Below are 14,708 nucleotides of genomic sequence, written 5' to 3'. Positions count from 1 at the left end.
CCAATACGGAAAGTCGGATTATTTCTCAAAGTTAAAGCCTTCTTCGTTGATGTATTCAAGATCTTGGAAGAAGTCTACTCCAAACCATTTTTCAGCAAGCTTTGATAAGGTTCCATCTTCAATCAGTTCGACAGTGGCTTTATCCATCTCTTTCGCAAGCTCTGTGTTATCTTTATTGTAAACTGTCCAAATCGGCTCTTTGGAAACGACCCCTCCGACCTTCAAATCAAGGTTCAATTCCTTTTGGATTTCGTTAAATGTCGTGACATTGATGAACATGGCATCAGCTTTCCCCTTGTCTACCATTTTCAAATTCTCCGCATTTGATGGGGATTCCATGCTTTCTAAAGTCAATGGATTGTCGGAATGCTGTTCATTATATGCATTTAAAATGGCACGCAAGCCTCCGCTTGGCGATACTGGAGGAAATTTTTTACCGACCATGTCATCTAATGTTTTAATATCATCTCTGTCTGTTTTCGTTATCAAAGAAGTCAATGAATACCCAAACTCATGCTCCGAATATAAAAACTTTTCCTGTCGTTCTGGATTTTTGAAGAACCAGTTGATGGCGAAATCATATTTCCCTGTGTCCACACCAACGAGATTGGATTCTTCCTCTCCCCAAATGTATTCGAACTTATAATCTGGAAGCTTTTTTTCTATTTCCTTCATATAATCTATATCATAACCAATCGGTTCATTCTTTTCATCGGCATATAAAAATGGCGGATTGACTTCGTCACTGATCGCCACTTTGATCACTTTTTTTCCATCCGATTCTTTTGTCGTACTTTGAGAGCAGCCTGAAATAAATAAGATAAGTCCAAACAATGCAACTGCTCCTGCCCATAACTTCTTCATTCACATTTTCCTCCCTAAATCATATAATCCGGTTCTTTAACCAGTCTTTTTAAAAATCTTTTCGTCCGTTCGTGCTTCGGATGTATCAATACTTCTTCTGGAGAGCCTTGCTCAATGATATGTCCCCCATCCATAAACACGACACGATTGGCCACTTCCCGTGCAAAATCAATTTCATGAGTGACGACAACCATGGTAATCCCTTCATTGGCAATCTGTTTAATTATGGCCAATACCTCGCCAACCATCTCAGGATCAAGAGCAGAAGTGGGTTCATCGAATAATATGACGGACGGATTCAATGCCAGCGCCCGGGCAATGCCTACACGCTGCTGCTGTCCCCCCGAAAGCTGCAAAGGATACTCATTCAATTTTTCTCCCAAACCGACTTTTTCCAATAAAGAGACACCAATCTCCTTCGCTTCCTTTTTGGGGATCTTTTTAGCCACAATAAGACCTTCCATTACGTTTTCCAATACCGTTTTATTTTTAAAAAGGTTGTAATGCTGGAAAACCATCGCTGTCTTTCTTCTTAAAGCAAGCACGTCACGTTTTAAAGCATGCTTCCCTTGGACAGTGAAGCCGTCAATGGTTATGGAACCTTCATCAGGCCGTTCCAAATAATTGATACACCGGAGCAAGGTGGTCTTCCCTGATCCACTCGGACCCACAATGACTAAAACATCCCCCTTTTCCACGTCGAGATCAATTCCTTTTAACACACGGTTCTTTTGAAATTGTTTGTTAATATTTTTTAACTTAATCATATTGATCCCTGCTTTTTATTTCTTAAATTTAACCCAAAGATTATCATAACTATTCTTAGTTGTAAAGTAAGGATTAAACCTTTTATTCCCACTGAATTGATAAGGCTTGACGCTTAAAATCAAGTTCGATAAGATTAAAACCAATCAAACTAATGGGATTTGTTAATTTTAAGCATCTTATGCATATACAATATTAGAGGTGAAGAGATGAAAGACTTATTTATAAAAAACGCTATTCAAAAGCAATGGCTGGATAATTTATATACAAAAGAGGCGGCATTTAAAAGCATATCTGCTGAAACGGATGAGCAGGCTAGATTTCCCAAAGGGAACATTCAAGAGCTGGTTGAGATGGGCTATACAAGCTTGACTTTGACCAAGGAATACGGTGGAGAAGGATTAAGGGTATATGACATGGTGCTTTTTCAAGAGACAATCGCCAGCTTTGACTCGGCTACTGGGCTTTCCATCGGCTGGCACCTCGGAACGGTTGGCGAGCTTTACGAGAAAAAGCTCTGGAGTGAAGATCGATTGAATTTTTTTGCAAAGGAAGTACTAGACGGAGCACTCGTCAACCGTGCTGTAAGTGAAGCCCAGACAGGCAGCCCGACAAGAGGTGGACGCCCAGGAACAACAGCAGTTCAAAAGGATGGACACTGGGTCATTAATGGAAGGAAAAATTTTACGACGATGTCACCTGCATTGACCTATTTTCTCACCTCCGTCTGGATTGAAGAAAAACAAGCGATTGGTTTCTTCTTGTTGCATAAAGATACGGAGGGCCTTTCTATTGAAGAAACTTGGGATGTTATCTCCATGCGAGGTACGGAAAGCCATGATTTGATTTTGGAAAACGTCAAAGTGGATGATTCCATGCTTGTCGAAATCAATGACGGTCCGCGTGGAAACAAAATCAATGGATGGGTAATGCACATTCCTGCTTGTTATCTCGGAATTGCACAAGCCGCAAGAGATTATGCCATCCAATTTGCCAATGAACATTCGCCAAACAGCATTAAAGGAACAATCAGTGAACTCCCGAATGTGCAGCGTTTATTGGGTGAAATAGAACTTGAGCTGATGAGAGCAAGACATTTCCTATATAATGTTGCCGAAGCATATGATGATGAGAAGAGACGGCCGTTGATTGCCAACGAACTCGGAGCAGTGAAGCATACTGTAACCAACTCGGCAATTTCGATCATTGATAAAGCGATGCGCATAGCCGGTGCCAAAAGCCTGCAACGCTCCAACCCGCTGCAAAGGTATTATCGTGATGCCAGAGCTGGCCTTCACAATCCGCCAATGGATGATATGACGATTCAAAAGCTGGCACTCGCTGCTATAGAACAAGGAAAGAAAAAAGCAGAAAGCTTCAATTAAAAATGGATATATTTAGAAACCCGGTAACACGGTTTCTTCATTTTTGAAAAAAAGTCACGAAACACAAAAAGAGCAGGGATCATTTCCCTTGCTCTCTTTGTGTTTGGCTCCTCACTTTTTCTTTTCGTTTTTTGCCGCTTTAGAGCCTTTGCAGTTGCCGCATAGTTTACAACCTGATTTAGCGAGACACATGTTCTTTTCCTCCTAAGAATCATTTGTCCGTTGAATCAGAAAACCGGTGTAAAAAAACCAGCCGCCATCAGCCCAACAAAAAAGAAGGGTTAGATGTGCGACTGGTTTATTCTGCGTTTGTCCCGCGGTTAGAGCCGCTGGCTGACAGATTCGGCAGTCTTCTTATTTAACGATGTGATAAGGTTGCGCACTATTTTACCTGAACCGAAAAATGGTAATTAATCCGGAAAGTAAATTTTGTACGTCTTGAATTCATATTACCTATATATTAAACGTATGTCAATATATATTTGTAAACCGTTTTCTTTTATTTTGAACTACTCCCGCTTAACGCTCTTACGAGCTGTTTGAAGTGGGAGATTCCTAAGAACACCTTCGTAACCGAAAGTTTTGATTAGGCTATCCCCGTAGTTCCTACGGTTAGAAGTCTTATAGCTTCGTTTCTAAGGTTTTGTCCTGCGTTAATATCCCTATCGTGATGTGTGCCACAAGATGGACAGTCCCATTCACGAAGATTTAGATTCTTAACGTCTTTATTTTGGTAACCACAACATGAACATAGTTGAGAACTTGCGAATGTGTTTGACACAGCCACTACTTGCTTGCCATACCATTTTGCTTTGTATTCAAGCATCGTTCTAAATTGTAACCACGATACTTCACTAATCGCTTTCGCTAATTTGCGGTTTTTCAATAGATTTGATACTTGCAAATCTTCAATACCAATGATGTCGTGGTTTTTGACAATATTAGTAGAGATTTTATGTAAGTAGTCTGTTCTTGCGTTTGTGACTTTTTCATGGAGGCGTGCTACTTAACGTTTTTGTTTTTGAACATTTTTTGCTTCATCTAATTTACATTTTCGTTTGATTGCTAATTCTTGGCGTCTGGAAAGAATACGTTGTGCTTTCGCTAATTTTTCTTCCAGTTTANTTGACAATATCAGTAGAGATTTTATGTAAGTAGTCTGTTCTTGCGTTTGTGACTTTTTCATGGAGGCGTGCTACTTTACGTTTTTGTTTTTGAACATTTTTTGCTTCATCTAATTTACATTTTCGTTTGAATGCTAATTCTTGTCGTCTGGAAAGAATGCGTTGTGCTTTCGCTAATTTTTCTTCAAGTTTACGAAACCATTTAGGGTTTTCGTATTCTGTTCCGTTAGAAAGAATCGTAAAGTTCTTTAAGCCAACATCAACGCCAATAGAAGAACCTGTCTTAGGCAACTCATGTACTTCTGTTTCAACCAAGACGGACACAAAGTATTTGCCACTTGGATTACGTCTAACAGTTGCGTTAAGAATACGACCTTCTATATCACGACTTTTTGCAAAACGAACAAGACCAAGTTTAGGCAATTTAATTTTGTTACCTTCAATGGCGATATTACCATTCGTGTGCTTGGTTGTATAGGATTGCACTTTGTTCTTTTTAGATTTGAAGCGAGGTGCTCTGTTTTGTTTCTTGAAAAATCGCGAATACGAATCAGCAAGGTTTTTAAGTGAAGATTGAATCGCAGTGCTGTCAACTTCTTTTAACCATACTAATTCCTTTTTTAGTTGTGGTAATTCAGCAGAACAAGAATTGTAGGTTAATCCTTTGCCTGTTTCCTTGTAGGCATCCTTCCACTTTGCTAAAAAATGATTGAATACGAAACGTGAACAGCCGATTGTTTTAGCAATGAGGATTTCTTGTTTTTGGTTTGGATATATGCGAAATTTGTACGCTTTGTTGACTAACATTAATTCCACCTCAACAAGAACGTTTGTTTCCATTTTATCATAATGATACCCGTTTCGGCTATCGCCAACTGACATTCATCTCCCACTTACTCATTGGGCTCCGCCCTTTATATTCCTTGAAGTGGGAGTCTTCTGTCAGGAAATGATAAACAACTCGGAAGGACCATCATCCACTCAACATAAAATTCAAGCCATTTGTCAGTAGAATCTCTAAGAGCATTATTTTATTTTTAGTTTCTTAAAAAACACCTTTTCCCACACCGTCCAAGGGAGTATATTTTTTAGAAACAACGCTGTTTTCACCCCACTGCCGATAGGATACCGGAGCTTCCTTATATCTTTTTTCTTGCATAATTTTACTACTAGCTGGACAACTTCTTCGGGATCTCCTAGTTTGTTTTGCCCTTGTTCCAGTTCGCTTTCTATGGCATTCATATATTGGCCATAAGGAGAATCATCGGCTTTGGACTTCTCGGCTATTTTTTTGCCAGTAGACCAAATCGAAGTTTTAAACGATCCCGGTTCAATTAAAGCAACATCTATTCCAAATGGCTTTACTTCCAGCCGCAAACATTCACTCCAGCCTTCCAATGCATTTTTTGAAGCAGCATATGGAGACAATCCCGGAAATCCCACTCTCCCCGAAATACTGCTCACATTAATGATTTTCCCTTTTTTTCGTTGTCTCATATAAGGAAGAACTACTTGTGTAACAGAGATCACTCCAAAAAAATTCGTTTCAAATTGTTCTTTATACTCTATTAAACTGACATCTTCGCAAAAGCCGCCAAGCGCAAAGCCGGCATTGTTTATTAAAATATCAATTGGGGGAAGATCCCGCAATTGATACGAGAAATTTTCTACGGATTTTGTACTTGCCACATCAAGCTGCAAATATTCCAGTCGTCCTTCTACATGACTTTCCTTGCTCAACTGTTTAATATAGGCTGATTTTTCCATGTTTCTCATTGTTGCAATGACAAAGAAGCCTTTCTTTGCCAGTTCAATTGCGGTCAGCAGCCCAAAACCACTGGATGCACCAGTAATCAATACCGTTTGACTGTTCATTTCTATTCCCTCGCTTAACTTGGTTGAACCTTCCTTATCATTATAAATGAAAAAGAAGGGGAAATTCTTTTAATCAAATGCGCCTTGGCGTATTTGCGCCTAGATTTTATCGAGCTTAAGCTCGATAAATTTCCTCTGAAAATCTGTGGCATCCGCCGGAGGCTTTCACTTTATTCAGCCGGGGTTTGAACCCCCACTGAATGGAATACCAATAGGCATTCATCTCACCACTTACTGAAGTGGGAGACTTCTGCTGAATGAAGTTAAAAGTATATCAACAAAAAAATCCCACCTCTATTAACATAGAAGTGGATTTGTTTTTATATCGATTTTATATATTTTTATACCTTTTCTTTTCATTTAAAAAATCCTTATAGACTAAAACAGCAACAAAAATAAAACTTAGACTAACAACCCGGAAGATCATCTCTAAACTAATCCATTCAGCTAAAATCCCTAATACAAATGCGCTAACTCCAACACCGACGTCAAAACTGGAAAGAAAGGTCGCGTTGGCTGCGCCACTTTTTTCTTGACTTACCTTTTGAACCGTCCATGTTTGTAAACATGGCATAACATTTCCATAACCTGCACCAAATAAAATCGCTGCAATAATAAGATAAAGATTATTTGTCGTATAAGACAGCATTACAAGTGACAAAAATCCTAGCACTGCTGACACAATGATGATAGACCAAGGTCCTTTTTCGTCATACCACTTTCCTGTAAACGGACGTAGTAAAGTTGAGACAGTCGCATTGATAAGGAAGAATAGAAAAATATGATCTAATCCCTTTTGATTTCCAAAAAGAACTAAAAAAGTAATAATCGCTCCAAAACCAAGTGTTGTAATAACAGTCAGCAATGCTGGGAACCATGCGTCTTTTTCAAAAATCGCTTCAAAAAATTGAAATAGTTGCTTCTCATGTTTAACAGGAGTAGGTGAATATACAAATTGAAGCGCAATGACTGCCAATAGACTGAGTACTACTGATGACCAAATTAAAATATTGAAGGAAAAAGAGTCATAGATAAGGATACCTATACTAGGCGCAATGATAGCCCCGACCGTTGTTGAAATAGAAAAATACCCTATACCTTCTCCTAACCGTGTCTTAGGAATTAAATCGACTACAATTGTACTATTGGCTGTGGTTGATACTCCCCACGCTGCGCCATGGAAAAGTCGTAACAATAGTAAAAGCCAAATAATATTAAGAAAAGGATACAGCATTGTAATAATCATTAAAGCTGCACTTGCAATAATGGCAAGACTTTTCCGTTGGTTACTAATTAAATAGTACCCTACAAAAGGTCTGATTAGAACAGCGCCTAGTGTAAATAATGTTGTCATTAGACCAACTTGAATGGAAGATGCATTCATGCTTAACAAATAGGCTGGTAAAATAGGGAGCAACATTTCAAACCCTATAAAAACTAAAAAGTTACTTATAAATAAAAATAGAAATGATCTATTAAAGATTTTCTGTTTTTTCATATTATTATTCCTCGCTTCTAATTATTTTTCTAAATTAGAAGCGTTTGGAACACTGAGACGTTTCTATATTGCCTAAGATTTTTAAACAATTGTCTCACCCTTTCTATAACTCCTTTATTGGGATCACACCAATTATTACAACTTGGTTTTTCGTTATTTTGTGGTCTCTTACCTGAACCATTGACCACTTTTTCATGAATTTCATCCAACAAGAGGCTGTATACACATTCACCTCTCAATTCTTCTCCTGTAAAACGAAAAAAGACGCTATATAAAACCTGCGTCTAGTTATTGCTTAGTATTTAATCAAAATGCACAAACAATTTAAGGGTTTTCTACAGATTCTAAAATAAAAAGACAAAAAGCTTCCGGTAGCTGGTCTCTATATGAAGTTTGCTTAAAAAAGGACAGACTGGTCCCATTGAAAGTAAATCTCCTAAATGTAAATATGACTTTACTTCTGTTGCAATTCTTCTGAAAACAGTTCCCATGGCTTTTTGCCTCCTTTCTTAATACTAGTAAATAGATTTATCTACTTTAATATATGTTGATAAAAAAAGCAAATCCAACTGAGGATCCGTTATTGGCGTTACTAATCAGAACACCACTATATATAAGGGATGTACTTAAATTTGATAAAATGTGTGACATTAAAGACAAGTTGTTATTATCATAATAAAATCATACATTCACTTGTCTTTAATTTTACAAAGTACCCCTACTGTTTAAAAGTGATTAGTTGCTTTCAATGTCATTTGCAGTCCGTGGATTCTGATCAATATACGGCTGCAAGTAATTTTCCCTTAATTCATGACGCATCCATCCCATCAAGCTTAACACAACAAGAAAGGTGGTTAACGAAAGCATCAGATATCGTTTAACATCATGCTTTTGCAATTGATAGAGGAAAAAGACCATGACCAAGGTCAAAAGAATAGACACTAGCAACAGTGTTGTCAACAAAAGGTCCTCTCCCATATACAGCATCATAATTGGCCGTTCAAAGCTAATTAATAGGATGGTGCCGAAAATAAGCTGCAGTAAGGTTGTCCAAATCGCAACTTGCAGACCCAACCTTTTCCCATGTACATAGACTATGAACTTTTCCTGTTTTTTATTGTTTTCCATGGATTGGGTGTTCAGTTTTTTCTGCAGCCTGTTATTCCAAAAATAGAGGTAAATTCCCGTAACTGCAAAACTAGCCAAAATAAAATGAAAATACCGCTGCCAGATTTGAGGATAATAGAATAATCCATGAAAAAATCCTTTTGACCCCGCCCACATTTCCGGGTATAGCATAGATACAACATTAACAATGAAAATCAGCGGAACGAAAAGAAGTAGCAAACTGCCGCTTGCACCTATGGCAACATGCAGTACTTTTTTACCACCTTTATCCATTTTTCTCCAAAGAAACTTATAAGCATATAGAATCAGAAATGCGGTGATTAAAATAATAAGGAGTGAGAGCCAAGCCTTACCAATCAACAGCGTTGAAGGGTAGAAATATTGCGTATAGATGACACTGATGAGCAAAAGTGGCGCTACTCCTAATACGACGGCAATACTTTTTAGGATAGATGTGTGATTCGCCAATTGAAAAGCAAACTCATCAAATACCTTCTCTTTTTTCCGCATTCCTCTAACTTCTTGAAATACTGCAAGGGTTGATGAGCCCACAGTAATGTTGACAAATAAAATATGCATCAGAAAGCTCACTACAATTAACACTTCAAAAAAACCAATGTTTCCAGGAATGGCTAGTTCTATATCTTTCGGTATGATGGAAAATAATTGCAACATATCACTTTCCCTCCAATGCTGTGGATACCGGTTCTTTTTTAGTCACTTCAGCCAAATAGTGTGCCAACGCATTCAATTCATCTTCAGTTCCTACAAATGGTGGCATAAACGGTCTAGTTTCATGGAGAGTTTGGATATACGATGCAATGCTTTCTTCGTCCCAGCCAGCAAGCCTTTGTTTAAATGCCCGCTTCTCTCTCCAGCCGTCCACTGTGTGGCAAGACATGCATTGCCCCCTGTATAGTTCCATCCCTGCCTCAGCCCGATTGTCCTCCGTTACCTCTTTGACCTTTGAAAAGGTAGAATGCTTAAGGTACCCTTCCTTTTTATACAGTTCTTCATTTTTTGCCAAAACGCCGTTGGCATACATATAGTCATAAATAATAAATGGTTTTCGGACAGACTCGCGCACTGCTTCAAATTCTGCGATAAAAGCCATTGAGGTGCCAAATATTGCAATGGATAAAATAAGCGGCAGCTTCTTAGGCTTCATTACCATCCAGAAAGCAAAAATCACAAAAGCAAACAGACCCAAAAGATTCAGAACTTTAAACACTTGATCAGTCATTCCTGTGGACCAGACAATCATGTCATATGCTTCCGGGGGAATGCTCTGCAAATACCAAAGCCCACTAATTAATATTCCCGGCAAACAAATGGCTGTCCAAAAGCCCAAAACCTTGAATACATCTTCTTGAAGTGACTTGTTCTTGACAAAAATCTTTATTGGGAAAGATAGAAGTGCAACAGCCAACATCACAGCAAGAAATGTCCTGAAAGCTAAAGACGGCAAATAGGTAGGATTAAAGAAGGCATTCCAAAAAGAAAAGGTTTCCGTCCACCTGCCCGGTGTAAGCTTTGCTGATAAAATACCTGTAATGATAGCGGCAGTGATCCATGAGAATATAGCAAGTGCAACACCGATTCGGTTATGGATGATCCTTTTAGCACCTTCCCACTTATCCCACGTGTAATAATAAATAATGAGCAGAACAACCTCAGTAACAAATACAACCCATTCAACAAACCATGCCCAAAAAAAGATCCTCAGCAATGAGCCGATAGAGTCAGGTTGAATCACTGTCGTTGAAAACCAAATTCCAACACCTGTAATGGCTCCTATTGTTGTAGTTAAGATTAATACCCACTTACTAAGCTTTCTTGCCACATTCCTTAATTGCTCGTTATTAGTTTGTATTGCACGATATTCCGCAGTTACCATGAGCGTTGTAATCCCTATAGCCACACCATGACTGATAATGACATGAATAATAGCTATGATTGCTATGACAGTACCATTTCCCAGCCACGGGAACTCTACAACCGGAAAGTTCATGCAGGTCCCTCCCTTTGATGTTCTCCATTTCATCATAAGAGGACGTTGTGTGGTATCTGTTAAATTAGATTGACTTTTATTGGGCCATTCTTTGTTGGATGTGTGAATAACATGATCGGTGCAAAAGAAATGCTGTCTATGGAGCAATATGCTCCGTAGACAGCATCATATGAAGGTAAGTACTAGAATCTCACATTTACATTACCGCCACAGTTCCCAAGGATACTCTTTTGGCGGTCTTGATTCGAATCTGACCATTTCTTTTTTCGTTGGATGAGCAAATTCAAGAGTATTCGCCCACAGTGCTATTTGCTGCCCAGGACGATTCACATTCTGCCCGTATTTTTGATCTCCATACAAAGGATGGCCAATAGATGAAAGCTGTACCCGTATTTGATGGGAACGCCCAGTAAGCAGCCTGACAGACAACAGACTGAGGTTCTCCGCCATGCCGAGCACTCTATATTCCAAAATCGACTTTTTTCCTTGCTTATGATTAGAGGAAACCACCTTAACGATATTATTTCGCTGATCTTTATATAAGTAATGCACGAGCCGGGCTTCTTCCTGTGGAACCCCCCTGACAACAGCAAGATATGTCCTTTCGAACTGTTGCCTCCTGATTGCATCAGACAATCTGGAAGCTGCTTTGGAGGTTTTTGCAAAAACCATCACGCCTCCTACCGGGCGATCTAGGCGATGTACAAGCCCAAGATATACGTTTCCCGGCTTTTCATAGCGAATCTTAATATCTTCTTTTAATGCTGTAAGCAGATCCTTATCACCACTGTTATCCTCCTGTACAGGTAGATTCACTGGCTTTTCCACCACAAGAAGATGATTGTCTTCATACAAAATTTGAATCTTCATCTGCGCAACAAAATCCTTTCAATGCTTATTCGAATTCTTCCAAGCTGGAAGAATCAACAATCCAAGGCTCAAGGGTTTCTGCATCAATACAGTGAATCGTTCCACCAGAATCTTGAAATTCGGGCAAATAGACCAATTCATAATAAGGATCATCCCCTTCGCCCTCTTCCTTGGCCCAATTGAGCTTCATGAAAAATGCCGATTCATAAAGCTTCATGGCCTCCTCTACGGAAGCAGTTTCAGCTCCAGTCAATGTCTTATAATCTTGATTAACCTCTCCCCATACACACCATTCACACAATTCCCCCGTAGCGGCACAAATTGTAATGGATACCTCGCACCCTTCGACTTGAATGCCATTCTCAAAACGCACAAAATTGAACTGAAAAGCAAAAGGAGTGATTTCCTCATCTTCATATTCAATCAGCCCAGCCTCCTCAATCCGTAGTTTGAAAACCCGGTGGGCTTCTGGAAATTGGTTAAAAAGAATTCGTAAAGCGGCTTCGTATGCTACAGCTTCACTTACTCGATTTCTATCACGGTTTTCGTCTATGACAGTTATCATTCTGTTCAGTTTTCCGTCTTCACAGTCAAACGCCATTTTTATAACATGCTCAATCCCAATATCTAAGTCAAGCAAATCAGTATCTTCATATTCACTAAAAAGGTGACCAGCCGGTAAATGGCTCCAGACCTCGACTTTGCCTTGGTCTGAATCAGCAGTTAATATTTTCTGCATCGTTTCTGCACCAACAGTCCGATAAATGGAGGTCTCAGCTATTGGTAATTGAGGTAAAGATCCGTATTCGTATGTTTCCATTCCCAAATCTTCAAGGTTGGTCAACGCGCCGTCCATTTTGACATCCAAAGCAGCAGTATTGAGAAAATCATAGACTAATTTAAATTCATTGTTCCCGCGAATATACATTTCCTGATCATATTGCATAATCTTTAACTGAGGCTTTAAAGCTTTCAGGTACAATTCCATGGCATCTTGCTCAGTTAAAAGCTCCTCCGGATAGACCGCCTTAACATTCCCCAACTCATTTGTCATATCCAAAATAATCCCATTTATACTTATGGAAAAAGAAACACCTGAATTAGGAAGAGAAAGACCTAATTTATCATCTTTTTGTACATAATCGAATATGTAAAAGTCATCAACATCCACTATAGATGACAGATGAAGTTTCTGGATTGAATCCGGAAAAATCTCCTCAAGAAACCTCTCAACTATTCTACAAAGCTCTTCTTTCGACTTAACCACAAATAACCTTTTCTCATCGAATTCCACAAATTTCTTTAACCGTCCATTTACATCAAGAACGATTTCTCCTGCCTCTTCTCCGCTTTCCGCAAAAAGAAGCCTATATGTATCATCTTCATATTCAATTGGTACGGCTGCAAGCTTTTCCATCTTTCGCCTTTGAACAAATGCTCTCAATTTCATTAATAAATGATCCATAAGATATACTCCCGCTTCTCATATTGCTTTTTTTATTTCTATTTTCTTTCTCTTATGTTGGCTCGTTGTGGATACATAGACTCCAAATATGACCATCAGCATTCCTGCGATTTGCTGCCAGCTGATGGATGCATCGTAGAGGAAAAAAGCGATCCACGCAGCATTTATTGGAACAAGGTTCATATACATACTAGCTCTACTTGCACCAATTTTCTGAATCCCTTTATTCCATAAGAAGAAACCAACGATGGATGCACAAAAAACCATGAATGCCATCTCACCCCATGCTTGGTATGACATGCTTAAAACCTTTCCCCACCCTTTTTCCAATAAAGAGAGCAATGTAAGGAATATGGAGCCGACAATCGTTGTAACAGTTGTTGTCAAAAAAGGAGAGACTTTTGCCAAGACGACTTTTCCAATCAAACCGTGGACGACCCAGCAAATAAGGGCCGCAATAAAAAGCAAATCCCCCGCATTAAATTGTAATTCCTTTAATGTTTGGAAAGACCCATTAATAATGACAAGGAAGACCCCTGTTAACGATATAATGAGCCCAAGCCCTAAACGGGCACTCCAAGTTTCTCCCAAAAATAGAACAGCACCGAGCGTAACAAAAACGGGTGTCGTGGCAACGATTAATGATCCATTGACGGCCGATGTGTATTCCAGCCCCATAAAGAAAAAAACATTATATCCAAAAATTCCTGTTAATGCCATCAAAAGCAGCGCCATCCATTGTTCCTTTATTTTTGTACTGTTCCATTCCGAGCTAAACCGGGCTGCTGCAAATAAAATCAGGCCTGCCAGCCCAAAGCGAAATGCTGCAGTTGTAATCGGCGGCACTTCTGTGATAATATGCTTTGCTGCACCGAAAGCCCCTCCCCAAAATAAAGGAACCAATAATAATAAAAAATACATACCGGTAGTTTGTTTGTTCTCCTGCTGCATTATTTCACTCCCATTGCTGATCAACAAGACTTATCAACGGTTTCGGTCCTATGCATCCGAACGAATACGGTCATGTCCATCGAAGCTTCTGAATAAATTATTAATATAAGAATAACTTAAGTTTAACAAAATATTGGTCATTTTATATAATCTCATTAAAAGGAGGCTTTATCTATTGATAAAATCAGTTGCAGTTTTTTGCGGATCTAGACCCGGTGCATCCGATGCATATATAAAAGGAGCTAAAGCTGTTGGCAAAGAACTGGCCAAACGAAAAATAACCCTTGTTTATGGAGCTGCTAGCGTTGGTATTATGGGGGCTGTAGCAGACTCAGTGCTGGAAAATGGCGGACATGCCATCGGTGTCATGCCTGAATTTTTAAAAAGAAAAGAAATTGTCCATCCCCGCCTGTCAGAGCTTATCATTGTTGATTCCATGCATGAAAGAAAAGCAAAGATGGCGGACCTTGCGGATGGATTCATCGCTCTCCCAGGAGGCCCCGGAACACTCGAAGAATTTTTTGAAATTTATACATGGTCACAGCTTGGACTCCATCAAAAGCCATGCGGCGTTTTAAATATCAATCAATATTATGACCCTCTCATCACCCTATACCAGCACATGCTGAAAGAAAAGTTTTTGGATGAAAAGTTCCGGGACATGGCGCTGGTCGATGTAGAGATCGCCAGCTTACTGGACCAATTTGATTCATACGAGCCGCCAAATGTAAAAACATATTTGACGGAAGACCGAACATAAATATCCACCGCT

11 protein-coding genes and 2 pseudogenes are annotated in these 14,708 nt (G+C 39.2%); 2 read left to right on the top strand and 11 right to left on the bottom strand.

Features of this window, described 5'->3' with window-relative positions:
* Positions 1 to 18: 18 nt before the first annotated feature.
* Both D5F11_RS07690 and D5F11_RS07685 read right to left on the bottom strand, forming a co-directional pair.
* The gene (locus tag D5F11_RS07690; RefSeq protein ID WP_120117534.1) at positions 19 to 864 is read right to left on the bottom strand and encodes a transporter substrate-binding domain-containing protein; all 846 of its coding nucleotides are present in this window, start codon (positions 862 to 864) and stop codon (positions 19 to 21) included.
* A gap of 14 nt (positions 865 to 878) precedes the next feature.
* Positions 879 to 1,631: an amino acid ABC transporter ATP-binding protein gene (locus D5F11_RS07685; RefSeq protein WP_120117535.1), complete on the bottom strand. Its 753-nt coding sequence runs from the start codon at positions 1,629 to 1,631 to the stop codon at positions 879 to 881.
* Between the two features lie 207 nt (positions 1,632 to 1,838).
* On the opposite strand from D5F11_RS07685, the gene D5F11_RS07680 reads away from it, so the two are divergent.
* On the top strand, positions 1,839 to 3,014 hold the full coding sequence (locus D5F11_RS07680; protein ID WP_120117536.1) for an acyl-CoA dehydrogenase family protein: 1,176 nt from the start codon (positions 1,839 to 1,841) through the stop codon (positions 3,012 to 3,014).
* Positions 3,015 to 3,600: 586 nt separating this feature from the next.
* Here D5F11_RS07680 and D5F11_RS07675 read toward each other — a convergent pair.
* The 9 genes and pseudogenes from D5F11_RS07675 to D5F11_RS07635 all read right to left on the bottom strand — a co-directional run.
* Positions 3,601 to 4,137 (bottom strand): annotated as a pseudogene (locus D5F11_RS07675) (RNA-guided endonuclease TnpB family protein); the annotation flags it as partial.
* A 4-nt stretch (positions 4,138 to 4,141) separates the two neighbouring features.
* Positions 4,142 to 4,945: pseudogene (locus D5F11_RS07670) on the bottom strand (RNA-guided endonuclease TnpB family protein); the annotation flags it as partial.
* A gap of 219 nt (positions 4,946 to 5,164) precedes the next feature.
* Entirely contained in the window at positions 5,165 to 6,013 is an 849-nt protein-coding gene (locus tag D5F11_RS07665; protein WP_120119308.1) for an SDR family oxidoreductase, read from the bottom strand.
* Between the two features lie 331 nt (positions 6,014 to 6,344).
* Positions 6,345 to 7,511 carry an MFS transporter gene (locus tag D5F11_RS07660; protein WP_120119309.1) on the bottom strand — a complete coding sequence of 389 codons (1,167 nt, stop codon included), beginning with the start codon at positions 7,509 to 7,511 and terminating at the stop codon, positions 6,345 to 6,347.
* Between the two features lie 735 nt (positions 7,512 to 8,246).
* Positions 8,247 to 9,314: a cytochrome c class I gene (locus tag D5F11_RS07655; RefSeq protein ID WP_120119310.1), complete on the bottom strand. Its 1,068-nt coding sequence runs from the start codon at positions 9,312 to 9,314 to the stop codon at positions 8,247 to 8,249.
* 1 nt (position 9,315) lies between these two features.
* Positions 9,316 to 10,650, bottom strand: a complete 1,335-nt coding sequence (locus D5F11_RS07650; protein ID WP_120119311.1) for a c-type cytochrome — start codon at positions 10,648 to 10,650, stop codon at positions 9,316 to 9,318.
* Between the two features lie 201 nt (positions 10,651 to 10,851).
* A complete protein-coding gene (locus tag D5F11_RS07645) occupies positions 10,852 to 11,520 on the bottom strand; it encodes an RluA family pseudouridine synthase (RefSeq protein WP_120119312.1) in 669 nt (222 codons plus the stop codon).
* Positions 11,521 to 11,545: 25 nt separating this feature from the next.
* A complete protein-coding gene (locus D5F11_RS07640) occupies positions 11,546 to 12,985 on the bottom strand; it encodes a YcdB/YcdC domain-containing protein (protein WP_120119313.1) in 1,440 nt (479 codons plus the stop codon).
* Between the two features lie 18 nt (positions 12,986 to 13,003).
* On the bottom strand, positions 13,004 to 13,936 hold the full coding sequence (locus D5F11_RS07635; RefSeq protein WP_120119314.1) for a DMT family transporter: 933 nt from the start codon (positions 13,934 to 13,936) through the stop codon (positions 13,004 to 13,006).
* A 178-nt stretch (positions 13,937 to 14,114) separates the two neighbouring features.
* Between D5F11_RS07635 and D5F11_RS07630 the strand changes: the two genes are divergently transcribed.
* Positions 14,115 to 14,696 (top strand): LOG family protein, encoded by a 582-nt coding sequence (locus D5F11_RS07630; protein ID WP_120119327.1) that lies wholly within the window; start codon positions 14,115 to 14,117, stop codon positions 14,694 to 14,696.
* Positions 14,697 to 14,708 lie beyond the last annotated feature (12 nt).

The organism is Siminovitchia terrae, from assembly GCF_003605405.2.
Lineage (GTDB): Bacteria > Bacillota > Bacilli > Bacillales > Bacillaceae_C > Siminovitchia > Siminovitchia terrae.
This window is presented reverse-complemented; position numbering and strand designations above follow the sequence as displayed.